This window comes from Candidatus Poriferisodalis sp., from assembly GCF_965208925.1.
GTDB lineage: Bacteria > Actinomycetota > Acidimicrobiia > Acidimicrobiales > Poriferisodalaceae > Poriferisodalis.
Genome location: NZ_OZ242364.1, coordinates 2,474,291 through 2,499,878 on the forward strand (window position 1 = coordinate 2,474,291; position 25,588 = coordinate 2,499,878).

The following is a 25,588-nucleotide window of genomic DNA, read 5'->3' on the forward strand; positions in this document are numbered from 1 at the left end:
ATTGAGGAGTCGCAAGCCGAGTCGCTGACTGCCGGCTGCACGGCTGAGCACTACCGGAGCCATGTGGCCGTCACCGGCCGGGCCTGTCACGCTGCTGCGCGAGCTGCGCTCAGCCATACACGGGCAGTGCCGCGGTTCCAGGCGATCCAGTCAGCGGCCAGTTGGCTGGGTGCGGCGCCGTGGGCCTGCTCGAAATTGGCCATCGACACCTCGGATTCCGGCAGCTTCACCACCTCGAGCAGCCTCGCAGCGGCCGGGTTGGCAGCAAGGAAATCGTTGTTGGCGGTAACCAGGATGTCGGCGGCAATCCAGCCAATCGGGCACAGCCCATCTGCATTGTTTGCCGCTGACGGGCACTGGTCCGGGCCGATGGGTGCGTAGCCGCCGGTGCCGTCAGCGCCGCGTTGCGAGTGAGTCTCGCCGCCTTCGCCGCCCGACGGGTTGGAGTCATCGAGGATGCGCCCGACGCCCATCCAGTACACACCTTCGCTTGCGAACAGCTCGAAGCTGTAGGCCGATGGGGTCCAGACGTAGGCCACCATCGGGATGTCGTCCCAGAGGGCGTCCGCAGCCTGGGCGAACATGGCGTCGTAGTCGGCAGTGATCTGGCTGATGTTGTTCCAGCCGGAGAACAGGATCTGGTTCTCGATGATGTCGTCGCAGGACCACGCTTCGGGGCATCCGAAGATGTCGGCCTTGCCGTTGCCCGGCATCGGGTCGGCGGCATCGAATGCTGCCAGGGCCCTGAAGTCGGAGTCCAGGTCGTCCATCGTGTAGACGCCGTACTCGTCCGCGAATGACGCGCTGACCACGAAACCCTGCAGGCCTCCCGCGGTCATCTGCTCGCCAAGGATCGTCAGGTGGTCGCCGATCAGCGAACCGTCAGGCAGCTCGGCTGCCACCCAGCCGAGGTGTGCCGGGTACCAGCTGTTGGCCCAGAAGTCCATCTGGCCTTCGGCCATGGCGACGTAGGCGGTGTCGGGCGCGAGTTCGAGCTCGGCCGGGTCGCTCACGGTGTAGCCCAGCTCCTCCAGCAACAGCCGGTAGACCTCCGCTTGGAAGTAGCCGGAGCTCCAGTTGGCACGGCCCATGGTGACCCTCACGCCCTCGCCGGGACGGGTGTCGTCGTCGGTGACGAGGGCGGTGATCGTCAGGGTGTACGTCCCGACGCCGTAGCCCCCTACCAGGACAAAGAGAGGGTCCGTGCTTGAGGCCTCCCAGAACATGCGGGGCGCCAGCGAATCCCCGTAGTCGTCGTTGCCGTTGAGCCAGTATTCGTCGATGTCGTACAGCGTCAGCCTCGGGTCGCTCAGTGTGCCCGACGTCACAGTGATCTCATAGAGTTCGCCCTGCACGGCCGCGAAAGCGAAGTAGTCGGCGTCACCGTCGTAGTCCAGACTGCCCTCCACCGATCTCCCCACCGCCGTGAACGTCGCGCTCGCCTGTGAGTTGGCGTGATCGTCGATGATGTCGGCAACATCAATACTCAGCGTGTACGACCCCCCTGTGCCGTAGCCGCTCACGTCGACGTAGAAGAATCCCGATTCCGGCGCCTCCCAGATCAGGAGAGGTTCCAGTGAATCCCCGTAGTCGTCGCTCTGGTCGAGCCATGCGCCGTCGGCGTCGTACAGCGTCATCGTCGGGTCGTCCAGCGTGCCCGCTGACACCGCAATCTCGTAGAACTCGCCGCCGGTGGCCTCGAAGAAGAACACGTCAACGTCGCCGTCGTCGTCCAGATAGCCATGAACCGGCTGGCCAAGCGACGCTTGCACTGCCTCCGCGTCGACGTCTCCACCGGCTTCGTCGTCTTCCTCGTTCCGATCGACGGTGCCGTCCGGTTCGGTTCCGCTGCCGGTGCCGTCCGGCACGCCGAGACAGGTCTCGGCACCGGATTCCAAGAGACCCAAGAAGTCGACAAGTGCGTCGGCGTCGACATCAGCGTCGTCACTCGTGAGCATGACAAACATGGCGTCGCGGTCTATGTCGGGGCCGCGGGCGGCGGCCAACGCGGCGTCGGTCATGCATCGGAGCTCCGCGCCGCTGAGCTCTGCGTCGTAGAGCTCAGCGATCGACGACTCAAGCGCGGCTCCGGCGAGGTCAGGCAGGCACCAGAACAAGCGACTCAGTGCCATGGCGGCCAGTTCGTCAAAGAACTCCGAGGCGTCGGACCCGGCGAATTCATGCTCGTTCTTGAGTACCAGCGCGGCGGTCCTGGTGAGGCTCTTCCCCTGGGGGAGCAGTGAGATGCACGCCCGATCGCCGTCTGCGAGCCCCGCAACCTCGACGTCTAGCTCTTGGATGAACGCGCTGAGATACAGCGCAGTCGCGTCGCGATCTGACAGGCAACGCCAGGACTTGTGCGGCCAGCTGTCACCGCCGATGCCGATGCCCAGCAACTCTGTCTTGATGGTTGGCCAGCCGTCGAACTCGCCGAGAACGAGCATCGGAGACTGGAGCAACCCGTCGACGCCGTCGTCTTCGTAGGCGTCATCGGCGCAGTCCGCCTTGTCCTCGCCGGCGATGGCTGCGGCCACCTGCACCCAAGTGGTGTCATCGTCGATGTCGAGCACCGGCGCTCCCGACCCGGTGTCGGCGGCACCAGCCGAGTCGGCGCCGTCATCGGATTCGACCGCCGAGCATGCGGACGCGGCGAGCCCCACGACAAGCAGCAGCGCCATGGCACGCCGGAAGCGGTTCCAGCGCTTGCCCCGGATGGAGGTCATTGCGTGACGCTGCCAGTTGCCGTGAAGCTGGGTGCGCAACCTCAACGGGTGCGCTCCATGAAGAGCGTCCACGAGCCCGCGCCCGGGACACCTGAACCGGGCAGGTGTCCAACCTCGATGAAATAGAGGCCGCTTGCGGGCACGCGGTAACTGAGCTCGGGATTGAGGGCGTTGCCGAAGATGTCCGGCGGGCCGTTGTCGTCGTCCCCGGCGACTTGGTTGCCAGCGTCGTCGTACACAACGAGGTTGGTGTCGGCAGTGAACGAGTCGGCCCAGGCCCGAAGCGTGTCGCCTCGAGCGAGGCGGACGGCGACGAAGTCTGCCCATCCGTCGTGCTCAATCAGGCCAGAGACGGAGGTTGAACCGCCTTCGTCCAAGATCACTTCGGAGCCATTCCAACCGGCGAAGTACTCGTACAAGTTGACGTTGCTGGTCAACCGGCACGACGCAGAGCCTGAGCCGTATCGGTACACCGTCGCGAACGTGGGAAGACTCGGTGCTGGAAACTCTGCGCCAGGGATCGGGCCTTGGCTGTACCTAGCGCTGCGATCACCTGGCTCAGTCCACGACCCATGCGAGTCCGCCACCCAGACGGCGCCGCCAACGCAACCGCTCAGCCTGATGTCGACCTCGCCGTCGTAGGAGTTGTCGATGACGAAGGTTCTCTGGGATGCGCCTGCGGTCAGATCGATATTCCACCGCTTGGCACCGGCGCTGGCGTCGACGAGACCAACCCAACCACCGTCGACGGGATCATCTTGCACGAAGGATGGGATGGCCTCGGCGTGGATGGCGGTAGAGAAGGCGAGGCCGTAAGCAGTCGAACCCCAGCGCGACGTGAATACGCCCACGATCCGCCCCTGCTCATCGACGAGCACATCGCCGCTGGAGAAGTCCTTGAGCGCCGCATCGGTTTTCAACAGCGTAAAGCCGTTGGAGTCCACATATGGGACCTGCGCCAAGCGACCAGGCTGAATCGATGGCCGCGTGTCGCGGCCGTCAATTCCGTACAGTCGGCTGCCGCTGCGCAACTGCTCTCCGTCGTGGAGCGTCAACGCCTTCTTTGTCGTCCGGATGGGTCCGAGCACGGCGTAGTCGCCTAGGGGCACGCGCGCGGCTACCGGTACGTCTGCATGCTCGCTGCCGTCAGGAAAGAAGATATTGACGGTCTCGCACTGTCCGACTGTCTGGTAACCAGTGAGGACGTAGCCGCCGTCGATCAAGATGCCGCTGCCGGTTTCAAGGCACCCCGCCACTGCCGGTATCGATGGTCCGACTTTGGCGAGGATCTCGCTCGCTGACAGCGCTCTGTCGGCTGTGGTGCCGCAGCCGCGGCCGCCGCTCGCAACAGGTGTGCCGGCGTTCTGCTTGCGTGCGGCGGCGCTGAGTGTGCCGAGCACGCGTTGCACTTCGGCGCCGACCGCCTCGGCGGTCGCCCAACGGTCGCGTCCGGCGATGCGGGTCATGCTGCGGCCGGCGAGCTTGCTGTCGGGCACTGCGGTCTTGCCGCCGACCACATAACCGCCCTTCGCTGCGGCCTTGAGGCATTCCAGCTCGGCGGCGGGGAATGCAGCGCCTCGGGCGCCGGCGAGGATGATGCACTGGGTGCCGAGTGCGCCGGCCAGCGTGACAGCCGAGTACATGTCGGACTGGGCGCCCGCGTCGGACGCGACCACGATCGGCAGAGCATCGTTGCAGTTGCCCGACTTCGCCTGTGGTGGCGTACGCGGTGACGGCTCGTGTGCCGCCGCCGGTGATGCAAGGACTGTCGTGACGGCGAGGAGCACGGCGAAGGCAGCGGTCACCCGCCGCGAGCGTCGCCCTCGGGTCATTCCGCGGGGAGGGGGGAGGGGGGTCATTGGCTTGCTCCTGGTCGAGTGAGACCGTGCGGCAGCGCAGACGCCGCTCAGAGGTCACGTGATGGCAACGCCAGGAAACCTAACAAGTCTTGGAATGTAGTAATGCACATTCAATGGCTGTGCATGAGGAATCAGCGATGCCGAGCGCTCGCCTCTGATCCGTCGAAGGCTGCCATCAGCCGGTCCACAGCAGCGGTGGGCGTCAGCTCGTCTGCTCGCACTTGGGCCTCGAGGTCGGTCAGCAGGCCTGCAACGCCGGCAGCGAGGCGGGAGCGCATGCGCTCGGTGAGCATCGCCCGCATCCACCGCACACGCTGGTCGGCTCGACGTGCGTCGAGCTCGCCCGAGGCCGACATCAGCCGGCGATGGGTGACCACATGGTCCCAGAGCACCTCGAGGCGGTCGCCGGTCAAGCCCGAGCAGGTGATCACGGGCGGCGTCCACGTCGGCGAGGCCGGTTGGGTCATGTGCAGAGCGAGCTGGTAGTCGCGCGCCGCGTTTGCGGCACGATCAGTGTTGTCGCCGTCGGCCTTGTTCACGGCAATCAAGTCGGCGATTTCGAGAATGCCCTTCTTGATGCCCTGCAGGTCGTCGCCGGCGCCGGACAGCATGAGCACGACGAAGAAGTCCACCATGTCCGCAACGACTGTCTCTGACTGGCCGACTCCCACGGTCTCCACGAGCACGACATCGAACCCGGCGGCTTCGACGACGAGGATCGTCTCGCGGGTCACCCTGGTGACACCGCCGAGCTCTCCCTGCGTCGGAGACGGTCGCACGAAGGCCGCGGGATCGTTGGCGAGTGCCGTCATGCGGGTCTTGTCGCCGAGGATGGAGCCGCCGTGCATCGCCGAGGTCGGGTCGACGGCCAGCACGGCGACACGGTGACCCTGCTCCGTCAGCGCAGTGCCGAGCGTCTCGATGAGCGTGCTCTTGCCTACGCCGGGAACACCGGTGATGCCCACTCGGTGCGCACCGCCAGTGTCGGTCAGCAGCTCGGCGAGCAGTTCCTGTGCTGGTTCGGCGTCGTCCGCCAGCCGGGACTCGACGAGGGTGATGGCCCTGCCGATGGCGGCGCGGTCGCACGCCCGTACACCGGCGGCAAGTTCGGCGACATCGACTTCGGCCATCGGTAGCAAGGTACCGGGAGCCACGGCGACGGCCTGCCTGCGCGCATCGGCGCTTCGGGCACAATGTGCGGGTGGGATTGCTGAAGCGGATGCGCACTGGGGACCGTTCCCACCCCGCCGAGCAGTACCTGAACCAAGGCGACCACCTGCACGCACTCGTGCCGGCGCAGGGCGGGATGCACCCCTTCTCGATGCTGGTGATCGGCGTGGCGGCGCTGGCTGGCATCGTGCTGACCGTCGACTTGCCGTGGGTGCAGGTCAGCCTGATCTCCACGACGGTCTTTGCGACAGCGGCAGTGCTGACCATGTCGCGTTACCGCCTGCTCGCACTGACCGATGCCGACATCGTGGTCATGCGCACCCGGGCCCTGCGGCCGGCCAAGCCGGTCGAGCTGCTCGACCGCATCGAGCGTGTCGAGCCGTTCGACATCCGCGGCTCGGCGTGGGGACAGATCGTCGTCGGCAGCGAAAAGCTGTGGGTGCACCGCCGCTACCACAGCCACCTTGAAGACGCCGATGCACGGCTCGCCGCTGCGCCGCGCAGCATGAGAGCGGCTTCCAGCAGCGCGTACCGCGCCGCTCGGGCCAAGAAGAAGGTCCGCAACGTGGGACGTCGCCACCGCTGAGCCGGCGGTGGCGGCGGGGTGCTATCCAGCCCCCTCGAGCAGGTCCAGCATCTCGGCCGCAGCTTCGGCGATGACCGTTCCTGGCGGGTAGATCGCGGCTGCGCCTGCAGCGCGCAGCGCGTCGAAGTCCTGTGCTGGGATGACGCCGCCGACCACGACCACGATGTCGGGCCGACCGAGTTCTGCGAGTGCGTCCCGCAGCGCCGGCACGAGCGTCAAGTGTCCCGCGGCGAGCGACGAGGCGCCGACGACGTGGACGTCGTTCTCGACGGCTTGGCGAGCCGTCTCGGCAGGCGTGCTGAACAACGGGCCGATGTCGACATCGAATCCCAGATCGGCGTAGGCCGTGGCCACCACTTTCTGGCCGCGGTCATGGCCGTCCTGACCCATCTTCGCGATGAGGATGCGCGGCCGCCTCCCGGTCTGCTCGCCGAAGGCAGCTACCCGGTTGCGCACGGCGTCGACGGCTGCCGCAATCGGATTCGTGCTGCCGTCGCCTGCGGCGGTGCTGTCGTCGCCCGAACTGTCGCCAGCCATCTCGCTCCCGTACACGCCGCTGATGGTGCGTATCTGGGCAGTGTGCCGCCCGAAGGCGTCCTCCATCGCCGCGCTAATCTCCCCCACGGTGGCATGGCAGCGCGCCGCGTCGACGGATGCGGCCAGCAGGTTGCCCTCGCCGCTGCGGGCCACGTCGCGCAGAGCATCCAATGAGCGGCGAACCGCATCGGCATCGCGGCCGCTGCGCAGCCGATCCAGCTTCGCCAGCTGGGCGGCGCGCACCTCAGCGTTGTCGACCCGCAGGATGTCGACCTCATTGGACAGCTCAGACCTGTAGCGGTTGACCCCGACAACCGTGCGCTGCCCGGCCTCGATGCGAGCCTGGGTGCGCGCCGCGGCCTCTTCAATGCGCATCTTGGGAATGCCGGCCTCGATCGCGCGCGCCATGCCGCCGAGCCGCTCGATCTCGGCAATGTGCGCGGAGGCCCGTTGCGCCAGCTCGGCGGTGAGCCGTTCCACGTAGTAGCTCCCGCCCCAGGGGTCGATCACCCGAGTCGAGCCGGCTTCATGCTGCAGGAACAGCTGTGTGTTGCGGGCGATGCGGGCGCTGAAGTCGCTCGGCAACGCCAACGCCTCGTCGAATGCGTTGGTGTGGAGGCTCTGGGTATGGCCGTCGACGGCGGCCATGGCCTCGATGCAGGTGCGCACCACGTTGTTGTACGGGTCCTGGGCGGTGAGCGACCAACCCGAGGTCTGGCAGTGAGTCCGCAACGACAGCGATCGTGGATTCTCGGGCTCGAAGCCGGCGACCAGCTTGGCCCACAGCAGCCTGGCCGCACGCAGCTTGGCCACCTCCATGAAAAAGTCCATCCCGATGCCCCAGAAGAAGCTCAGACGTGGCGCGAAGTCGTCGATGCTCATGCCGGCGCCGATGCCGCAGCGCAGGTACTCCAGGCCGTCGGCCAGCGTGTAGCCCAATTCGAGGTCGGCAGTCGCCCCTGCTTCCTGCATGTGATAGCCGGAGATGGAAATCGAATTGAAGCGGGGCATCTCGGCGGAGGTGAACTCGAAGATGTCGCTGATGATCCGCATGGATGGCTGGGGCGGGTAGATGTAGGTGTTGCGGACCATGAACTCCTTGAGGATGTCGTTCTGGATGGTCCCGGTCAGCTGGGCCGGAGCGACGCCCTGTTCCTCGGCCGCCACGACGTAGAGCGCCAAGATCGGCAGTACCGCCCCGTTCATCGTCATCGACACGCTCATGCGGTCGAGCGGGATGCCGTCGAACAGCGTGCGCATGTCGAGGATCGAGTCGATGGCGACACCCGCCATGCCCACATCGGAGCTCACCCTGGGATGGTCCGAGTCGTAGCCGCGGTGGGTCGCGAGGTCGAAGGCAACCGACAGGCCGCGCTGACCCGCGGCCAGATTGCGCCGGTAGAACGCGTTGGAGTCCTCGGCGGTGGAGAACCCGGCGTACTGGCGGATCGTCCACGGCTGGTTCGTGTACATCGTGGGGTACGGGCCCCGCAGGTACGGGGCGAAGCCGGGGTAGCCGTCGAGGTACGTGCGGCTTCGGGGATCGTTCCCGCTGGCATCAGATCCGCTGTCGTAGAGGTTGGCGACGTCCGCAGCGACGTACAGCGGCGCGATGTCGATTCCTTCAGGCGTGGTGCTGGAAGTGGGAGCACGGCCGGTCTCGGAGGCGAATCGTTCCGCCCACTCCGCTCTTTCCGACGATTCAGGCTGGGCCGACGATCCAGGGCTGCTGGCGCCGTTCGAACCAGCCCCGGCCGGCCCGCTGTCATCGAGCTGGAGGTTCGAGAAGTTCCTGATGACACTCATGACCCTGCCGCTCCCGTCGCGGCTTGGCCCGTCGTCCCGGCCTCGTAGGGCGCCGCCCAGCGGTGCACGCCCAGCCCGACCGCAGGCGAGCCGGCCGGATCGCCTGCGGAGACGCTCACGGCCGATGCCTGCTCGGCCTGTGAGTCCACGAAGTCGGTGACGCCGACGAGCACGTGCTCGCCCGTGGCGATCCGCTCGTTGCGCATCGCTCGTTCGGCGGCGATCGATGTCTCCAGCTCGCCGCCGGCCATCGCAGCACACATGCCACCGGTCGCTTCGATCTCTCGGAAGCGGTCCCAGGCTGCGTGCGCCAGCTTGCGTGTGAGGTCTTCGAGGTACCAGCATCCCCCGGCGGGATCGATGACCGACCCGATACGGCTCTCGTGGCGCAGAATCAGCTGCGTGTTGGCGGCGACGCGCCAACCCAAGCTGCTGGACGCCTGGCCGGCGCTGACGGTGTCGAAGGGTCGGACGGTGATGGCGTCGACACCGCCGTTCGCGGCGCCGAACGACGCGGTGGTGGCGCGCAGCATGTTCACCCACGGATCGAGAGCGCTCAGCATGGCCATCGCCGTGACGGCGTGGAGCCGCATCGGCGGTCCATCGTCGCCGCCAACGTCGACCCCACAGGCGCCCAGCACACGCGTCCAGCACATCCGCATCGCCCGGCACTTGGCGGTGACCAGGAAGGCGTCGGGCCCCGCGGACAGCGTGAAGCCCACCAGGCGGGCAGCCGCAGCGGGGTCGAGCCCCGGCCCGTCGGTGTTGTCGCAGATCACCCGCAGCCACGCCACCCCGGTCGCGAGCATCGCAGCCAGCTCGGTGGTGTCGCTCGCGCCGGCATCTGCGAAGACCGACCCGTCAGCCTCCAGCGGCACGGCCCGAGGCGAGCGCTGTGCGATCCCGGCCGCGCTGCGCGCTGTGCTGCACATAGCGGAGACGAGTGCGGCGCTGTCACCGGAATCGGCGGGGCGCCAACCGCTTGCGGCCGCGGCGATCGGGTCGAGCCCGAACCATGAGCGCAGGCCTGCGAGATCCACATCGTGATGGGCAAAGACATCCAGCAGCGCAGCGGCCTGCGCGGGCGACGCGCCGGACTGCAGGTGGATCGTGACGCCAGCTCCGGCCGCGTCGCCGATGCCTGCGGCGAGTGCGGCAGCGTCACCGTCGGCATCCCAGCCCCTGGCGACTGTGACGGCATCCACGCCCGATGTCGTGTCCACCGCGACGGCATCGGGTGTGCCCGCGAGTCGTACGTCGTGAATCTGGCGCATCTCCCAGCCCCGTGCGCCGCTCGCGGCGGCGGCTCCGCGGACGAACGGTGCACTGCCGGGCAAGCCGGAGGGGTCAGCTTCGGTGCCGTGGCGATGCGCCGTGTACAGCGGGGCAGTCTCGATGCCGCCGAGCAGCATCGTGTGGAGCGACGACAGCGGCTCGCCCCGCAGCGCGCCTGCGGCCGCAGCTTCCCAGTCGCTCCCGGAGACATCGGCGAAATCGGGATCGCTGAGCGCGGCGTCGTGTTGCGATGTGGGCGTCTCAGCCACGGTCCGCAGGGTAGCGGTCGCCTTCCAGACGGGAATGTGGCTCTCCCGTGGCGCTCTCTTAGTGATTCGAGGGTGACCGTGGCATCCTTGCCCGCATGAATCCCTCCTCATCGGCCGATGTCGCTGTCGCGCACTCAGCTGAGGGGAGCGATCTCCCTCCGTATCGCTACAACGCCGAGATGGCGAACGAGATCGAGCTGCGCTGGCAGGAGCGGTGGAGGGCCGACGGCACGTACCGAACATCCAATCCCGTCGGGCCGTCGGCGGACTCGCCTGCTGGCAACAACCTGAGTTTGACTGCTTCGGCCCCACGAGGGCCGAAGCTCTTCATCATGGATATGTTCCCGTACCCGTCGGGTTCGGGCTTGCATGTGGGGCATCCGCTGGGCTACATCGGCACTGACGTGTATGCACGTTTCAAGCGCATGTGCGGCTACGTGGTGCTGCACCCGATGGGCTATGACGCGTTCGGCCTGCCTGCTGAGGAGCATGCCCGCCAGACCGGCGAGCACCCCCGGATCAACACCGAGCGGAACATTGCCAACATGTCGCGCCAACTGGCCCGACTGGGACTCGGGCACGACGACCAGCGATCGCTGGCCACGACCGATGTGGAGTACTACCGCTGGACGCAGTGGATCTTCCTGCAGATCTTCAATTCCTGGTACGACACCGATGCGCAGCGGGCCCGCCTGATCGCTGAGCTGATCGAGCTGTTCGAGACCGGGCAAAAGGCCACCACCAGCGGTGCTGCGTGGGCCGAGATGAACGACGTCGAGCGGCGCACCGAGCTCGACGAGCATCGCCTGGCCTACTTGGGCGAGGCACCGGTCAACTGGTGCCCCGCGCTGGGAACGGTGCTGGCCAACGAGGAAGTCACCAACGAGGGGCGTTCCGACCGGGGCAACCATCCGGTCTTCCGCCGCCCGATGAAGCAGTGGATGATGCGCATCACTGCGTACGCCGACCGGCTGCTTTCCGACCTCGACCGGGTGGACTGGTTCGAGAGCGTCAAGATCATGCAGCGCAACTGGATCGGCCGCAGCGAGGGCGCCTATATCAGCTTCGCGACCGACGCCGAAGCGGGACCGTCCGGCCCAGCCATCGAGGTGTTCACCACCCGTCCCGACACGATCTACGGGACGACGGCGATGCTGCTGGCACCCGAGCATCCGCTCGTCGACGAGCTGGTCGCCGACGAATGGCCACCGGATACCGATCCGCGCTGGACCGGCGGTGCCGCTACACCCCGTGAGGCTCTCGACGCATACCGGGCGCAGGCAGCAGCGATGACCGACTTGCAGCGCCAGACCGAGCGCGACAAGACCGGAGTGTGGCTGGGCGTGAACTGCGTGGTGCCGACCACCGGTGAGGGAGTGCCGGTGTTCGTCGCCGACTACGTGCTGATCGACTACGGCACGGGCGCGGTCATGTCGGTGCCGGGGGAGGACCAGCGTGACTGGGACTTCTCCGTCAGGTTCGGGCTGCCGATCATGCGCACGGTGCAGCCGCCGCCAGACTTCGACGGCGAGGCCTACGACGGTCCCGGTCCGGCCATCAACAGCGATTTCCTGAATGGCTTGGAAAAGGCCGATGCCGTCGATGCCATCTGCGACTGGCTGGAGGAGCGGAGCTGCGGCCGCCGCACGGTCACCTACAAGCTGCGGGACTGGCTGTTCAGCCGGCAGCGCTACTGGGGCGAGCCGTTCCCGATCGTGTTCGACGAGACGGGGCTTCCTCTGGCGGTGCCCGAAAGCGAGCTGCCGGTGGAGCTGCCTGACCTGATCGACTGGGCGCCCCGCGCGCTCGACGAGTCATCGGATCCGGAGCCGCCGCTCGGCCGCGCCACCGAGTGGGCCACCGCCGCCTACGACCTGGGCGACGGCGAGCGCATATACCGCCGTGAGCTGAGCACGATGCCGCAGTGGGCCGGATCGTGCTGGTACTACCTGCGCTACCTCGATCCCGCTAACGACGACGCCCTGGTGGATCCCGAGGTGGAACGGTTCTGGATGGCTGACCCCGATGGCGGGGTCGGGGGTGTCGACCTCTATGTCGGCGGCGTGGAGCATGCCGTGCTGCACCTGCTGTATGCGCGCTTCTGGCACAAGGTGCTGTACGACCTGGGTCACGTCAGCGGCCCCGAGCCGTTCGGCCGGCTGTACAACCAGGGATACATCCAGGCGGCTGCGTACCAGGACCACCGGGGCGTGTACGTGGAGGCGTCCGAGGTGACCGAGAGGGACGGCAAGTTCTTCTGGGGCGACGTCGAGGTCACCCGCCATTTCGGCAAGATGGGCAAGTCGCTGCGCAACGCGGTCACGCCTGACGACATCTACAGCGCGTACGGGGCCGACACGCTGCGGACCTACGAGATGTTCATGGGCCCGCTCGACCAGGGGCGTCCATGGGAGACACACTCGGTGATCGGCTCGCACCGTCTGCTGCAGCGCGTGTGGCGAAGCTTGATCGACGAGCAAACCGGTGAGCTCACGGTCACCGATGTCGAACCCGACGCTGACCTCGAGCGCATGGTCCATCGAACCGTCGACGCGGTCACCGATGCCATGTCCGATCTGCGCTTCAACTCGGCGATCGCGCGCATCACCGAGCTGAACAACGAGTTGACGCGGCGCGGTGGGCTGACACCCCGATCAGTCGCCGATGTGCTGGTGCGCCTGCTGGCGCCGCTGGTGCCGCACCTGGCCGAGGAGCTGTGGTCGAAACTGGGCAATTCGACCACGGTCGTCTACGCGCCGTTCCCGCAGGCGGACCCTGCGATGCTGGCAGCCGAGGTGATCGAGGTGCCAGTGCAGGTGAACGGCAAGGTCCGCAGCCGGATCACGGTCGATGCCGGAATCTCGCCGGCCGACCTCGAAGTTGCCGCGAAGGCCGACGAACGCATCGCCCAGCTCACTGCCGGTGCAGACATCCGGCGCGTCGTGACCGTACCGGGCAAGCTGGTGAACATCGTGCTGGCATAAGCCAGCAGCATCGAACACGTGCTGGCATAAGCCAGCAGCATCGAACACGTGCTGGCATAAGCCAGCAGCATCGGACACGTGCTGGCGGGAGCGGGAGGACGACATGAGCGACAAGGAACGGCGAGCGCTGGGTGTGACGGCAACCGAAGCCCATGGCGGCAAGCTCGCCGCGAAGGCACTGGCCGCAGCCGGCGTGGAATGCGTGTTCACCCTGTCGGGCGGGCATGTCATGGGCATCTACGACGGCTGCCTCGACGAGGGCATTGAGGTAGTCGACGTCCGTCACGAGCAAGCCGCGACGCATGCCGCCGATGCATGGGCCCGCCTGCACCCGGGCAAGGTGGGCGTGGCCATTCTCACCGCGGGCCCCGGGGTGACCGACGGCGTCACCGGCGTCGCGAATGCCTGGCGAGCCAACTCGCCGATCCTGGTCTTTGGCGGCCAGGGACCGTTCAAGCACGCTGGCCGCGGCTCGCTGCAGGAAATGGACCACGTGTCGCTCATGCGACCGGTGACGAAATGGTCCGGTGCGTGCGGGGAGACCCGCCGCATCGCCGAGTACATCGAGCTGGCCGTGCGCACGGCACTCAGCGGTGTGCCCGGACCGTCCTTCCTGGAGATCCCGATGGACGTGCTGCACGGCAAGGTGGACCTCGACGCCGTGCAGATGCCCCAGTTCCGCGACTACCGGGTCGCCTCGGCCGCACATCCCGATGTGCTCTCACAGGCGGCAGAGATCATTGCCGGTGCCCGCACACCTGTGGTGATGGCCGGCACGTCGCTGAAATGGAGCGAGGGCGGCGGCGCACTGGCGGCCTTCCTGGATGCCACGGCCATCCCGTGTTACGTGAACGGAATGGCGCGCGGTGAGATCGACTGGGATCACCCCTCGTTCCTGTCGTTGACACGGGCTGAGGCCCTCGCGGTCGCTGATGTGGTGATCCTGGCCGGCACGCCACTCGACTTTCGCATGAAGTTCGGCCGCGCCATCCCAGCCGACGCCCGCATCGTGCAACTCGATCTGGACGAGACGCTCATCGGCCAGAACCGTGCAGCGGAAGTGAGCCTCGTCGGCAATCTGGGTCGGAACTTTGATGGGTTGCTTGAGGTGTTCAAGTCGACCGGCGTCGCGGTGGATGCATCGGCGCATCTTGCCGTGCTCGCGACGCGTGAGGCCGAACTGGATGAGGCGCGCAGCGCCGAGCTCAACAGCGACGAGGTGCCGATCGACCCGCTGCGACTGTGCCGCGAGATCGCCGACGCCGTCACCGACGACATGATCGTGATCGGCGACGGCGGCGACATCGTGGCGCAGGCGTCCAAGGTGATCCGGGTGCCCAGGCGCGGCACCTGGATGGATCCGGGACCGCTCGGAACGCTCGGCGTCGGAATGCCGTTCGCCCTCGCGGCGCAGAAGGCGCACCCGTCGAAGCGGGTGCTGATCGTCTACGGCGACGGCTCATTCGGGCTCAACGGCTTCGAATACGACACAGCGGTTCGCTTCGGGCTGCCCATCGTGGGAGTCGTGGGCAACGATGCGGCGTGGGGTCAGATGCTGCGTCCCCAAGCCAGCCTCTACGGCCAGGACAGGGTGGTGGCCACCGAGCTCAACTACACCCGCTACGACAAGGTGGTCGAGGCCATGGGCGGCCATGGCGAGCACGTGACCGAGCCCGGCCAGATCGCACCTGCGCTTCAGCGGGCGTTCGATTCGGGTTTGCCTGCACTGGTGAACGTGGAGATCCGCCAGGACCGCGGAGCCATGAAGGGCTCCACCTACGTGTAGCGGCGCGACAGCACCCGACGAGGCGGAAACCCATGTGCGGGAGGTTTGTCTCAGCAGCCAGTCTCGAGCAGATTGCGGCGCACTTCGACACCCCACTGCCGGGTTTCGACGCACCTCGCAGCTACAACGTGGCACCCACGACCGACATCGTGGCGGTCGTGGGCAACGACGATGCCCGCCGGATCGAGACGTTTCGGTGGGGCCTCGTGCCTCAATGGTCCAAGGATCCTGCTCAGGGCCCGCCGCTGTTCAATGCCCGGTCCGAGACAGCGGCAACGAAGAACTCGTTCCGTGGCGCGTTCAAGCGGCGCCGCTGCATCGTTCCTGCCGACGGGTTCTACGAGTGGCCCAAGACCCCGAAAGGGACGAGCCGCGACGACCGACCGCTTCCGCACTACATCACCCGCGCCGACGGCGCCATGCTGGCCATGGCGGGCCTGTGGGAGCGCTGGTTGCCGCCCCCTGCCGGTGATGCAGCCGACGGAGCGAACGCGGATGCCCCGACCGGTCCACGCCAGGCCCTGCACTCGGCAACGGTGCTGACCACTGCCGCGAACAGCTTCATGGCGCCGATTCACGACCGCATGCCGGTGCTGCTGGAACGCTCGCAGTGGGACGCCTGGCTCGACCCTGCCAACGACCACGTCGAGATGCTGTCGGCTCTGTGCGTGCCCGCGGATGAGGGCACATTGCGTTCGCACCAGGTGGGTCGAGAGGTGGGCAACGTCCGCAATCGCGACCCGAGTCTCATCGAGCCAGCGGAGCCGGATCGGCTCGTCTAGCCCCGCGCTGCGAGCGGACCGGCTCAGCCGTCGAGCGCGGCGCGGATGGCCTCGGCGGGCCCGCGTAGCTCCTCGGCCGGGGCCATCGGCAGGGGCCGGGCGAAGTTCATGTCGGCCATCGAATTCACCGGGCACACATGGATGTGACAGTGCGGCACCTCGAATCCGGCGACCACCAGCCCGATGCGTTCGGGTTTCAGAGCCTGCATCTGCGCCTGGCCGATGCGCCTGCACACGTCGAACAGGTGAGCCTGCAGGTCCGCCGGGACGTCCAGCCAGTGGTCGATCTCGGCGATCGGCACTACCAGCGTGTGACCCGGCGACAGCGGATTGATCGACAGGAATGCAACGCACCGGTCGTCGCGCCACACGAACGTCCCGGGCAGCTCGCCCTCGATGATCCGCGTGAACACGGTGCTCATGCGCGAAGCCTAAGGACTCCGGCCAGTTGGCACAGATGCCATAGCTGCGGAGGCGGCAGGAGACTCTGCGACGTTGCGACCAGTCGCCTCTCAGATGCACGGAGACGCGTGGATGACATCGGTCAAGAGATGCGGTGAGGTGCCGATCTCATAACCTGCCGGATCGCGGGAGCAGAGGGTCCTGGCGCCTCCGCAGCGGGCGCACCCACCCGCGCGGCTCCTATGCCCTCGGTACTGTGAGCCGCGTGAGCGAGTGCCCGGGCGCGTCGCCGGCCCCCGAGGGCGGGTGGCGGCCGTTCACGGTTCCGAACCTGATCAGCCTGGCTCGCCTGTGCTGCCTGCCGTGGTTCGTGTGGCTGGTGTTCGGCGCCGAGGACCGTTGGGCCGCGGCATTGCTGCTCGGCGCTCTCGGTGCCACTGACTGGGTCGACGGCTGGGTGGCGCGGCGCTTCAATCAGGTTTCCGAGCTCGGCAAGATCCTGGACCCCACTGCCGATCGACTGCTGCTGCTGGTGGCGCTGGTGGTGATGATCGTGGACGGTTCGCTGCCGCTGTGGGTCGCGGTGCTGGCGCTGTTCCGCGAGGGAGTGGTTGCGGTGGCGGCGCTGGTGCTCGGTGCGCTCGGAGCTCGCAAGATCGACGTGACCTGGTGGGGCAAGACCGGGACGTTTCTCATGATGTTCGCAGTGCCGTGCTTCCTGGCCTCCCACAGCGACATCGTCGTGGCGGAGGCCTTCGGCGTGGCCGCCTGGGTGTTCGTGGCGACCGGCCTGCCGGTCCACTACTGGTCGGCGGTGGGCTATATCCCCCAGGCCTTCGATGCCGTGCGTGAGGGGCGTGCCGGCAGCGCCAGCGGCTGAGCTATCTGTGTGACAGCCATCCGGTAGCTTCACGAGCATGGAGATTCCCGCCGAGCTTCGCTACTCGAGCGATCACGAATGGGTGCGCCCCGCCGATGGCGGGGTGCAGGTGGGCATCACCGACTTCGCACAGGATGCGCTCGGTGATGTCGTGTACGTGGAGTTGCCCGAGGTCGGCGCTCAGGTCACTGCCGACGAGCCAATGTGCGAGATTGAGTCCACCAAGTCGGTCTCGGACATCTTCGCCCCGATCTCGGGCGAGGTCGTCGAGGTGAACGTCGCCCTCGAGGATGAGCCGCAGCTGGTGAACGAATCGCCCTACGGCGACGGGTGGATCTGCGTCATCGCCCCGGCCGAAGACGCAGCGCAGGCGTCCGCCGAGATGGAGGCTCTGCTCGATGCCGATGGCTATGCCGCGTTGATCGCCGAGGACGTCTGATCGTCATGGCCATCGTCTGCGGAAGGTGCGGGTACTCGAACACCGACGATGCACGCTTCTGCTCGGGCTGCGGGATGCGTCTCGACCCTTCTGCCGATGCGCCCACCGAGGTGCTCTCGCCTGTCGGCGTCACGGAGGTCCCGCCGTACAGCGGTCAGGCGGAACTGGTGGTCACTTCCGGCCATCGGTCGGGGACGCGATTCGAGCTTGCCGGAGACCGGGTCACCGTCGGCCGCCATCCCGACAGCGATGTGTTCTTGGACGACATCACCGTGTCGCGCCGTCATGTGGTGCTCGAACTCGCCACGGCGGGTCACATCCTGTACGACGTGGGGTCGCTGAACGGCACATATATCAACGGCGTTCGCACCGACGGCGAGGTCATCTTGCACAGCGGCGACGAGTTGCAGGTGGGCAAGTTCAAACTGCTCTACCTGGTTGCCTCGGTCGGGCTGTGAGCACCGGGGTCCAGCCTTCCTCACCTGGAGCACGACTGTCGATCGGCGAGGTCGTCGCGTTGCTGCGGCCCGAGTTCAGTGATCTGACCGATTCCAAGATCCGGTTCCTCGAAGATCGCAAGCTCATCTCGCCTGCCCGCACGCCGGGCGGCTACCGCAGCTTTGGATCCCATGACATCGAAGTGCTGCGCTGGATCCTCACCCGTCAACGCGATCAGTACCTGCCGCTCAGCATCATCGGGGAGCGGATCGATCGAGGTGAGCATCTGGCCGACATCTGGGGCATCGGGATTCCCGAGCCCGCAGAGCTGTCTGGAGCCGGGGCTTCCGAGCCGGAACTCCTCGGCGAACCCGCGGCGGTCGATACCCCCGAGACGCTGGCGGCCGACGTCACCGGCGGATCGGCTGGCGAGCCCGATGCACCTGCGACCGCTGCCAGCATTCCGTCGCCCTGGATTGCAGCCGACGACTCGCTGACGTACTCCGCAGCGGAGCTGAGTGCCGAGAGCGGACTCACCGTCGCCGAAATCGCTGAGCTGACCGACTTCGGGTTGCTCGTGCCGCTCGCCGATGACGACGCGACGCGGCTACTGCCGCCACAGCCCGGCGCGGCGCAACCCGATCCAGTGCAGGCCTCGTTGGGGCTCGAACCGCCCGAGCCGCGCTACGGCAGCACTGCGTTGCTCATCGCCCGTATCTCGCGTGAGTTTGCCACCTACGGATTGCAGGCCCGCCACCTCCGTGTCATCCGCAATGCCGCGGCGCGGGATGCATCCATGTTCGAGCAGGGCATCCAGCCGATTCTGCATGCCGGCGGCGTCTCGGCAGACCTCGACGCGCAGCGTTCGCTGGGCCGTTTGATGGCGCTGTGCGAGCGCCTGCGGTCGGTCGTGATGGGGGAGGCGCTGCGCCGCTATCGGCGCTAGTCGCAGAGCGTCACTGTTCTTTGCTCACAGGGGCCGAAGTAGTGTGCGGGCATGGTCGAGATGGAGCTGCTTGGCGTGCAGGTGGAGATGCCCTCGCAGAGCCCGCTCATGCTGCTGCGTGAGACTGGCGGTTCTCAGCGAGTGCTGCCGGTGGTGATCGACACGCCCGAGGCCCAGGCGATCTACCGCGGCATCGAGCAGATTCGCGTGCCGAGGCCCCTCACGCACGACCTGATGGCAGCCATCTTGGATGTCCTCGGAGCGACGCTGGTCAAGGTGACAGTCACCGACCTGCGGGATCGCACCTTCTTCGCCGAGATGGAGGTCACCATCGGCTCGGACACCCACACGATCTCCGCCCGGCCGAGCGACGCCGTCGCGCTGGCAGTGCGGGCCGACACCCCCATCTTCGCCAGCGAATCGGTGCTGGACGAAGCGGGGCAGATCATCGAGCTCCCCGCGGATCCCCCCGACGACGTCGACCCCGATGAGCTGCTCGACGAGTTCAAGCAATTCCTGGACGACGTGCAGCCTGACGACTTCGGGCCGGCGGCGGAGGCCGGCGACAAAGAGTGAGGTGTGGCGATCGGGCCGCTGCGGCCCGATCGGTCGCCGCACGCTCTCGCTGCGTCGCCCTTGCGCAGCGGTGGAGAGTGCTCGTACGCTTTGAGGGAGTGCAGATCACAGCCAGGTAGTTCGCGGGGTGTGATTTGAGAGGTCCTGTCACAACGGGGAGGCGAGAACGATGGCCGATCAGCAGCGGTCCGCTTCATCTGTAGCGATCAACTCCGGGAGCGACCGCACACCGGCGCCCCTGCCCGAGCCATCCACCGAATCCGACTCCCCGGCACCACCCGAGGCGGCCGGTGCGCTGGCCGAAGGGTTCTTCGGCCCGCAGACCGCGGAACTGGTCGGGATCAGCTACCGCCAGCTCGACCACTGGGCCCGTCAGGGGCTCGTAAAGCCGTCGGTCGCCCAAGCCGCTGGCAGCGGCTCGCGGCGTCGCTATTCCTACAACGACCTGGTCGAGTTGAAGATCGCCAAGACGATGCGCGACCAGGGCATCGACCTGAAGTCGATCGCCCGCGCATTCGACTACCTGCGCAACCAGCTCGGGGGCGAGGTTGCCTCGGCGAACATCGTCATCAGCGGCAGCGATGTGCTGCTGGTCGACGACGATCAGGTGCTCAGCCTGTTGCGCCAGGGTCAGGCGGCGATGCTGACGGTGCTGCCGGTGGCGGGAGTGCGCCGTGAGCTTGATGCCGATGTGGTGAAGCTGTTCCCCGATGAGCCGATTGCTGTTCAGCTCAGCTTGGATATCGGGGGCAACTCTGGCGGCGACGGCACCGGCTGAGGGCCCCAAGCACGTCGTCGGCGGTGTTCAGTCGGCGTCGACGTCGGGCGTGGGCGTGAACTGCAGCGACGCCGAGTTCATGCAGAACCGGTCGCCTGTCGGGCGGGGACCATCCGGGAACACGTGACCGAGGTGAGCTCCGCAGGCCTTGCACATCACCTCGGTGCGGATCATGCCGTAGCTGCGGTCGACCTCGGTGTCGACGGCGTCCTCCGAGACCGGCTTGGTGAAGCTGGGCCAACCGGAGCCGCTCTCGAACTTCGTCTCTGAGTCGAACAGCTCGGCGCCGCACACGACGCAGTGGTACGCACCATTGTCGTGGTTGTCCCAGGTCTCGCCCGTGAACGGTCGCTCAGTCCCTGCCTCTTGAGTGACGTGGTACTGCATCGGCGTGAGCCGTTCCCGCAGCTCCGATTCGGAGAAGGTGACAGTGCGTGCAGTCTCAGATTGCCCAGTCATGGGCACCACGGTAGTGATGCAGCAGACGGCGGTTGGGTCGCCTGCGGATGGGGTGAAGGGTGCGACTAGGGCGCCCCGTCTGACGCCTCCGCATTCACGGCCTGAACGATGTCGATCATCTGGGCGAGGGCGTCCAGCCGGTCAGCAGCGGTCGGCCCCTCTGGCTGCAGGCGCAACACGTCCACGCCGGCGTCTCGATACGCCCGCACCTGGGCGATGACCTGTTCGTGGCTGCCCAGGAAGTTGGTCTCGGTGATCAGCCGATCCGGGACCGCGGCGGCTGCGGCGGCCCGGTCGCCATCGAGCCACAGGCGCTGCACGTGACGGCATTCTTCCTCGAAGCCCGCTCGGCGGTAGGCGTCGTTGTAGAAGTTGGCCGTGGCCGATCCCATCGCGCCCAGCGTGAAGGCGATGCCTGGCCGCCTCGGCTCGATCAGCGCCTCGAGGTCGTCGCCGAATTCGATGGCACCGCCAGCCTGGCAGGCCACCGAGCCTGGCGGGCGCCCCGCGGCCTCAGCACCGTCCAGCACCTGGCCCCAGGTGACCTCGGGACGGCTCGGCACGAAGCACACGCCGACCCAGCCGTCGGCGGCCTCGCCCGTGTAGCGCAACGACTTGGGTCCGAGCGTTGCGAGCCAGATCTCGATCGAGTCGTTGGCCGGTTGCGCCAGCCGCAGCGACTTGCCCTGCCCGTCCGGCAGCGGGAGCACATGGTGGCGGCCTTCGTAGGCGATCTTCTCGCCGGCGAAAGCCTGGCGGCAGATGTCCACCGTCTCGCGCAGCCGTCCCAGCGGGTCGGCGAAGCGCACGCCGTGGAGCCCCTCGACCACCTGGGGCCCGCTGACGCCCAGACCCAGGATGAACCGGTCGCCGCTGATTGCAGCCATCGACAGCGCCGTCATGGCAGTCATCACCGGCGTCCGTGCCGAGATCTGCAAGATGCCCGTGCCGAGCTGGCAGCGTTCCGTTACCGCAGCGAGGTAGGCCAGCGTGCTGACCCCGTCCATGCCCCATGCCTCGGCGGACCACAGGATGTCCACGCCTAAGCGGTCGGCCTCCCGCAGGAAGTCGACCTGCTCATCCCAGTCCCGGCGCTTTCCCGACGCCGGCCCGCCGAATCCAATAGCTGTCCGCACGCCCGGAACCCTAGATCTCGGGGGTCAGAGTGACGAGACCGCCGAGCTGGGCGAGATCCTGCAAGGCCTGGTCGTAGAAGAAGCGCGCCGAGCACGCGTCACGCGCCCATGCCTCCTCGTCCGATGTCGGGTAGCGCCCGACAGCACTGATGCTGAGCTCGCCGGTGGAGGCGGAGCTGATCGTCGTGCGATTGCCGATGAGCAGTTCTTCGAGCGCGTCGCTGCGGTCGCCGGGCTCGTCGAAGACGAACATCCGGTTGCCGTCGGTGACGAACGGTGTGACGTAGTAGGTGCGGTCGCCGGTCGGCGTCTGGGTGTCGAGTCGCAGCATGAGCACGCCGTCATAGGGAGCAAAAGGAGCGAACGACGCACCGCCTGCGTCGCCGGTCTCGACAGCCACGGCGGGCAGCGTACCGAGGAGTCGAGATTTCACTAGTTTCGGCATGCGAGCCGCCCCGGAGCGGATCGACTCACACAGGGGGTATCGAGCAATGGCAAGCGAAGAAGCGGGCTACTTGGACACCGAGTATTTCGGATTCTCCCAAGCACTGGGATCCGACGGAGTGCTCACCGTGACGTTCAACCGGCCCGAGTCGATGAACGCCTCGAACCACGCGATGAAGCGAGACCTCATCGAGCTGGTCACCCAGGTACAGATGGACGACGCCGTGCGGGTCGTGGTGTTCACTGGGCAGGGGCGTGCGTTCTGGGCTGGAGACGACTTGGGCGGCTACCAGGTCGAGCGTCCCTCGGCGATGCCCGAGATCTTCGGTGGTCACCACAACGCCGCGGGCACCTACAACAGCCTGCGGACCATCTCGCAAGCAGTGAACACTGCGGTGCGCCGCCTGGACAAGCTGACGGTCGCGGCCATCAACGGCTTCGCCATCCAGACAGGCTTCAGCTTCGCCCTCGCGTGCGATTTCCGGATCGCAGCACGATCGGCTCGCATGGGTTCGGCGACGCTTCGTTTCGGCCTGCTGCCCGACGAGGGCGGCCAGTGGCTGCTGGTGCAGCACATGGGTGTCGCCAAGGCGACTGACTTCATGATGCGCAAGCGCATCGTGGACGCTGACACCGCACACGAGCTCGGACTGGTGCACGAAGTGGTCGACGACGAACAGCTGCCTGCTGCTGCCGCCGAGCTCGCGGCCGAACTGGCCGACGGCCCGCAGGTGGCCATGCGCATGCTGAAGCGGTCGATCCTGCTGGCCGCAGAGATGACCTGGGAGCAATCCCTCGACGAGATCGCCTCCAAGACGGCCATCACCGATCACCTGCCCGATGCGGCTGAGGGTGTCTCGGCGTTCTTGGCCAAGCGGCCGCCTGAGTTCAACGACTGGCTGAACCCTGGGCCCAAGCGGCCCGCGAGCCCGTAGTCAATCGAAACTGGGAGCTAGAGCGGGAAGCACAGGGCTGCTCCGCGGCGCCGCATGCTGGCATACTGCCGACCGTGGACCACGCCGAACAGATCAGTCACATCAAGACGCTGCTCGCACGGCTTGACTCCGGCACCAACGTCGATGCCGGCGGCGTGCGCTACAACCCGACATCCTCCTATACCGACTGCGAGCTCGCACGGATCGAGCGGCGGGAGTTCTTCGACACCCATCCGCAGATGGTGGGGCTGTCGGGCGATCTGCCCGAACCCGGCTCGTTCATGACCCAGGACGATCTGGGCACGCCGATGCTGCTGGTGCGGTCGCCCAGCGGCCGGTTCCGAGCGTTCGTGAATGCCTGCCGCCACCGCGGCGTGGTCATCGAGACCGAGCCGCGCGGGCGGAAGCGCCGGTTTGCCTGCCCGTTCCACAACTGGACCTACGACGCCGACGGCGCGCTGGTCGGTCTGCCGAAGTCAGATCACTTCGGCGAGCTCGATCGTGACGACCTAGGACTGGTGGAGCTGCCGGCAGCGGAACGTCATGGCCTGCTGTGGGTGCACCCGCAACCCGAAGGCACGCTCGATCCCGATGCGCTGCTGGGCGACGAGCTCACCGCCGACATCGCCGGCTGGGATTTCGGCAACCTGCAATGGCTGGGCTGTGACACCTATGAGGTCGGCTGCAACTGGAAGCTCGCCATGGACACGTTCGGCGAGACCTACCACTTCCCCGTGCTGCACTCGGAAACGCTGTCGAATGACTTCTACGGCAACGTGCAGTGCTACGACGAGTTCGGGCGCCACCACCGGTTGATCCTGTGCCGCCGCGTCATCGAGGAGGCTCGCGAGCGGCCGCCCTCGGAGTGGGACATCACCCGGTACGGCTTGCCGGTGTACTGGCTGTTCCCGAACGTGCAGCTGATCCCGTCGCGCGAGGTGCTGTTCCTGGTGCGGGCGTATCCCCATCCGACCGAACCCGGCCGTCACACCAGCCAGATCTCCTTCTACTTGCGGCCCGACATTGCGCGCGATGACGCCGAGTTCGATTTCCTGGCCCAAGCGTCGCGGGCATTCAGCAACGTCATCCGGGATGAGGACTACGTGATGAGCGCCAGCCAGCAGCGCTCGGCCAACAGCGGGGCACTCGAACACGTCGTGTTCGGGCGCAACGAGCCCGCGCTGCACCATTTCCATAACACGTACAGGGCCGCGCTCGGACAGGAATTGCTGCCGCTGCACCCGACACCCTGAACGGGCGTCGCGGTCCATCTCGCTGCCAGGCGCTCAGCCGTCCACGAGTTCTTCGAGTGCTCCCAGCAGCATCCTGACGTTGCGCATCCGGGCTGTGTGCCCCATGCAGCCGATCCGCCACACCTTGCCGGCGACAGGTCCGAGCCCGCCGCCCACCTCAATGCCGTAGCGCTCCAGCAGGGCACGGCGCCCGGAGGCATCGTCAAGGCCGTCCGGCAGGGTGACGGTGGTGAGCTCGGGCAGGCGGTGGCCCTCCTGGGCCCAGAGCTCGAAGCCGAGTTCCGGCAGGCGCGCGTGCAGTTCGTCGCCGCAGGCCTGATGGCGAGCCCAGGCGTTCTTGAGCCCCTCGTCGAGCACCGCGCCGAGGCCGGCATGCAGCCCGTAGAGCATCGAGATCGGCGCGGTGTGGTGATAGGCGCGGGCGCCCTCACCGACGACGTACGCCCGGATCATGTTCAGGTCCAGGTACCAGCTCTGGGGTCGCTCGACGAGCGATTCCAGCGCCCGATCGCTGACGGTGAGCGGCGCCAGACCTGGGGGGACGCCGAGGCATTTCTGCGTGCCGCTGTAGGCGATGTCGACGCCCCAGCCGTCGATGTCGACATCGATGCCCCCCAACGACGTGACACAGTCGACGAGCAGCAGTGCTTCCCCCTTGCCCTGGCCGAGCGGTGCGATGTCATTGCGCACGCCGGTGGACGTCTCCGCGTGCACGACGGCGATCAGCTTCGGCGACGGGTGGGCGTCGATCAGTCGCTGGGGATCGATGGCGCGACCCCAGTCCTCGTTCACCTCCACGACGTCGGCACCGCACCGTGCTGCCACGTCGCACATGCGCGTGCCGAAGACGCCGTTGACGCCGATGACCACAACGTCACCGGGTTCGACGAAGTTGCAGAACGCAGCTTCCATGCCCGCCGAGCCGGTGGCGCTGACAGGAAACGTGAGCAAGTTCTCCGTCTGCCACACGGTCCGCAGCCGGTCATTGATCTCATCCAGCAGGGCGATGAACTCGGGATCGAGGTGACCCAGCACAGGCCGAGTGAAGGCTTCGATGACTTCGGGGTAGGGATTGGACGGTCCCGGCCCCATCAGGATGCGGTCGCTGTGTGTCACGGGCCCGCA

At 67.1% G+C, this 25,588-nt stretch carries 22 protein-coding genes; 12 read left to right on the forward strand and 10 right to left on the reverse strand.

What is annotated here, in order from left to right:
• Positions 1-86: 86 nt before the first annotated feature.
• From ACOGI5_RS10880 to meaB, 3 genes are all read right to left on the reverse strand, one after another.
• Complete coding sequence (locus ACOGI5_RS10880; protein WP_419864438.1) at positions 87-2,723, reverse strand: glycine betaine ABC transporter substrate-binding protein; 2,637 nt, start codon at positions 2,721-2,723, stop codon at positions 87-89.
• 41 nt (positions 2,724-2,764) lie between these two features.
• Positions 2,765-4,528, reverse strand: coding sequence for a serine protease (locus ACOGI5_RS10885; RefSeq protein ID WP_419864439.1), 1,764 nt, complete (start codon positions 4,526-4,528; stop codon positions 2,765-2,767).
• A 185-nt stretch (positions 4,529-4,713) separates the two neighbouring features.
• The gene (gene meaB, locus ACOGI5_RS10890; RefSeq protein WP_419865473.1) at positions 4,714-5,721 is read right to left on the reverse strand and encodes a methylmalonyl Co-A mutase-associated GTPase MeaB; all 1,008 of its coding nucleotides are present in this window, start codon (positions 5,719-5,721) and stop codon (positions 4,714-4,716) included.
• 62 nt (positions 5,722-5,783) lie between these two features.
• Here meaB and ACOGI5_RS10895 point away from each other — a divergent pair, with 62 nt between their 5' ends.
• On the forward strand, positions 5,784-6,338 hold the full coding sequence (locus tag ACOGI5_RS10895) for a hypothetical protein (protein ID WP_419864440.1): 555 nt from the start codon (positions 5,784-5,786) through the stop codon (positions 6,336-6,338).
• Between the two features lie 21 nt (positions 6,339-6,359).
• Here the strand turns inward: ACOGI5_RS10895 and scpA are convergent, their stop codons facing one another.
• Both scpA and ACOGI5_RS10905 read right to left on the reverse strand, forming a co-directional pair.
• A complete protein-coding gene (gene scpA, locus ACOGI5_RS10900) occupies positions 6,360-8,681 on the reverse strand; it encodes a methylmalonyl-CoA mutase (RefSeq protein ID WP_419864441.1) in 2,322 nt (773 codons plus the stop codon).
• Positions 8,678-10,225, reverse strand: coding sequence for a methylmalonyl-CoA mutase family protein (locus ACOGI5_RS10905; protein ID WP_419864442.1), 1,548 nt, complete (start codon positions 10,223-10,225; stop codon positions 8,678-8,680). The genes scpA and ACOGI5_RS10905 overlap by 4 nt, the downstream gene beginning before the upstream one ends.
• Before the next feature lie 95 nt (positions 10,226-10,320).
• Between ACOGI5_RS10905 and leuS the strand changes: the two genes are divergently transcribed.
• The 3 genes from leuS (at position 10,321) to ACOGI5_RS10920 (ending at position 15,777) form a co-directional block, all read left to right on the forward strand.
• Complete coding sequence (gene leuS / locus ACOGI5_RS10910; RefSeq protein WP_419864443.1) at positions 10,321-13,209, forward strand: leucine--tRNA ligase; 2,889 nt, start codon at positions 10,321-10,323, stop codon at positions 13,207-13,209.
• Between the two features lie 103 nt (positions 13,210-13,312).
• Positions 13,313-14,995, forward strand: coding sequence for a thiamine pyrophosphate-binding protein (locus ACOGI5_RS10915; RefSeq protein WP_419864444.1), 1,683 nt, complete (start codon positions 13,313-13,315; stop codon positions 14,993-14,995).
• 32 nt (positions 14,996-15,027) lie between these two features.
• On the forward strand, positions 15,028-15,777 hold the full coding sequence (locus ACOGI5_RS10920; RefSeq protein WP_419864445.1) for an SOS response-associated peptidase: 750 nt from the start codon (positions 15,028-15,030) through the stop codon (positions 15,775-15,777).
• 23 nt (positions 15,778-15,800) lie between these two features.
• Here the strand turns inward: ACOGI5_RS10920 and ACOGI5_RS10925 are convergent, their stop codons facing one another.
• The gene (locus ACOGI5_RS10925; protein ID WP_419864446.1) at positions 15,801-16,199 is read right to left on the reverse strand and encodes an HIT family protein; all 399 of its coding nucleotides are present in this window, start codon (positions 16,197-16,199) and stop codon (positions 15,801-15,803) included.
• 245 nt (positions 16,200-16,444) lie between these two features.
• On the opposite strand from ACOGI5_RS10925, the gene ACOGI5_RS10930 reads away from it, so the two are divergent.
• From ACOGI5_RS10930 to ACOGI5_RS10955, 6 genes are all read left to right on the forward strand, one after another.
• Positions 16,445-17,059 carry a CDP-alcohol phosphatidyltransferase family protein gene (locus tag ACOGI5_RS10930; RefSeq protein WP_419864447.1) on the forward strand — a complete coding sequence of 205 codons (615 nt, stop codon included), beginning with the start codon at positions 16,445-16,447 and terminating at the stop codon, positions 17,057-17,059.
• Between the two features lie 37 nt (positions 17,060-17,096).
• Entirely contained in the window at positions 17,097-17,498 is a 402-nt protein-coding gene (gene gcvH, locus ACOGI5_RS10935) for a glycine cleavage system protein GcvH (RefSeq protein ID WP_419864448.1), read from the forward strand.
• A 5-nt stretch (positions 17,499-17,503) separates the two neighbouring features.
• Positions 17,504-17,956 (forward strand): FHA domain-containing protein, encoded by a 453-nt coding sequence (locus ACOGI5_RS10940; protein WP_419864449.1) that lies wholly within the window; start codon positions 17,504-17,506, stop codon positions 17,954-17,956.
• On the forward strand, positions 17,953-18,882 hold the full coding sequence (locus tag ACOGI5_RS10945) for a MerR family transcriptional regulator (RefSeq protein WP_419864450.1): 930 nt from the start codon (positions 17,953-17,955) through the stop codon (positions 18,880-18,882). The genes ACOGI5_RS10940 and ACOGI5_RS10945 overlap by 4 nt, the downstream gene beginning before the upstream one ends.
• Before the next feature lie 51 nt (positions 18,883-18,933).
• The gene (locus tag ACOGI5_RS10950) at positions 18,934-19,458 is read left to right on the forward strand and encodes a bifunctional nuclease family protein (RefSeq protein WP_419864451.1); all 525 of its coding nucleotides are present in this window, start codon (positions 18,934-18,936) and stop codon (positions 19,456-19,458) included.
• 169 nt (positions 19,459-19,627) lie between these two features.
• Entirely contained in the window at positions 19,628-20,236 is a 609-nt protein-coding gene (locus tag ACOGI5_RS10955; RefSeq protein WP_419864452.1) for a MerR family transcriptional regulator, read from the forward strand.
• A 27-nt stretch (positions 20,237-20,263) separates the two neighbouring features.
• Here the strand turns inward: ACOGI5_RS10955 and msrB are convergent, their stop codons facing one another.
• The 3 genes from msrB to ACOGI5_RS10970 form a co-directional block, all read right to left on the reverse strand.
• A complete protein-coding gene (gene msrB, locus ACOGI5_RS10960; protein WP_419864453.1) occupies positions 20,264-20,695 on the reverse strand; it encodes a peptide-methionine (R)-S-oxide reductase MsrB in 432 nt (143 codons plus the stop codon).
• Positions 20,696-20,760: 65 nt separating this feature from the next.
• Positions 20,761-21,831 carry an LLM class flavin-dependent oxidoreductase gene (locus ACOGI5_RS10965; protein WP_419864454.1) on the reverse strand — a complete coding sequence of 357 codons (1,071 nt, stop codon included), beginning with the start codon at positions 21,829-21,831 and terminating at the stop codon, positions 20,761-20,763.
• 10 nt (positions 21,832-21,841) lie between these two features.
• Positions 21,842-22,231: a hypothetical protein gene (locus tag ACOGI5_RS10970; RefSeq protein WP_419864455.1), complete on the reverse strand. Its 390-nt coding sequence runs from the start codon at positions 22,229-22,231 to the stop codon at positions 21,842-21,844.
• Between the two features lie 91 nt (positions 22,232-22,322).
• On the opposite strand from ACOGI5_RS10970, the gene ACOGI5_RS10975 reads away from it, so the two are divergent.
• Both ACOGI5_RS10975 and ACOGI5_RS10980 read left to right on the forward strand, forming a co-directional pair.
• The gene (locus ACOGI5_RS10975) at positions 22,323-23,210 is read left to right on the forward strand and encodes an enoyl-CoA hydratase/isomerase family protein (protein WP_419864456.1); all 888 of its coding nucleotides are present in this window, start codon (positions 22,323-22,325) and stop codon (positions 23,208-23,210) included.
• Between the two features lie 74 nt (positions 23,211-23,284).
• Positions 23,285-24,463, forward strand: a complete 1,179-nt coding sequence (locus tag ACOGI5_RS10980) for an aromatic ring-hydroxylating oxygenase subunit alpha (protein WP_419864457.1) — start codon at positions 23,285-23,287, stop codon at positions 24,461-24,463.
• Positions 24,464-24,496: 33 nt separating this feature from the next.
• Here ACOGI5_RS10980 and ACOGI5_RS10985 read toward each other — a convergent pair whose 3' ends face one another.
• The gene (locus ACOGI5_RS10985; RefSeq protein ID WP_419865474.1) at positions 24,497-25,555 is read right to left on the reverse strand and encodes a pyridoxal-phosphate-dependent aminotransferase family protein; all 1,059 of its coding nucleotides are present in this window, start codon (positions 25,553-25,555) and stop codon (positions 24,497-24,499) included.
• Positions 25,556-25,588 lie beyond the last annotated feature (33 nt).

What these genes read in the sequence shown, in the direction of transcription:
- ACOGI5_RS10940 (WP_419864449.1), top strand. Translation starts at nt 17,504, where the DNA reads ATGGCCATCGTCTGCGGAAGGTGCGGGTACTCGAACACCGACGATGCA.
- msrB (WP_419864453.1), bottom strand. Translation starts at nt 20,695, where the DNA reads ATGACTGGGCAATCTGAGACTGCACGCACTGTCACCTTCTCCGAATCG.
- ACOGI5_RS10950 (WP_419864451.1), top strand. Translation starts at nt 18,934, where the DNA reads ATGGTCGAGATGGAGCTGCTTGGCGTGCAGGTGGAGATGCCCTCGCAG.
- ACOGI5_RS10920 (WP_419864445.1), top strand. Translation starts at nt 15,028, where the DNA reads ATGTGCGGGAGGTTTGTCTCAGCAGCCAGTCTCGAGCAGATTGCGGCG.
- ACOGI5_RS10915 (WP_419864444.1), top strand. Translation starts at nt 13,313, where the DNA reads ATGAGCGACAAGGAACGGCGAGCGCTGGGTGTGACGGCAACCGAAGCC.
- ACOGI5_RS10925 (WP_419864446.1), bottom strand. Translation starts at nt 16,199, where the DNA reads ATGAGCACCGTGTTCACGCGGATCATCGAGGGCGAGCTGCCCGGGACG.
- ACOGI5_RS10955 (WP_419864452.1), top strand. Translation starts at nt 19,628, where the DNA reads ATGGCCGATCAGCAGCGGTCCGCTTCATCTGTAGCGATCAACTCCGGG.
- scpA (WP_419864441.1), bottom strand. Translation starts at nt 8,681, where the DNA reads ATGAGTGTCATCAGGAACTTCTCGAACCTCCAGCTCGATGACAGCGGG.
- ACOGI5_RS10880 (WP_419864438.1), bottom strand. Translation starts at nt 2,723, where the DNA reads ATGACCTCCATCCGGGGCAAGCGCTGGAACCGCTTCCGGCGTGCCATG.
- ACOGI5_RS10975 (WP_419864456.1), top strand. Translation starts at nt 22,323, where the DNA reads ATGGCAAGCGAAGAAGCGGGCTACTTGGACACCGAGTATTTCGGATTC.
- ACOGI5_RS10985 (WP_419865474.1), bottom strand. Translation starts at nt 25,555, where the DNA reads ATGGGGCCGGGACCGTCCAATCCCTACCCCGAAGTCATCGAAGCCTTC.
- gcvH (WP_419864448.1), top strand. Translation starts at nt 17,097, where the DNA reads ATGGAGATTCCCGCCGAGCTTCGCTACTCGAGCGATCACGAATGGGTG.
- leuS (WP_419864443.1), top strand. Translation starts at nt 10,321, where the DNA reads ATGAATCCCTCCTCATCGGCCGATGTCGCTGTCGCGCACTCAGCTGAG.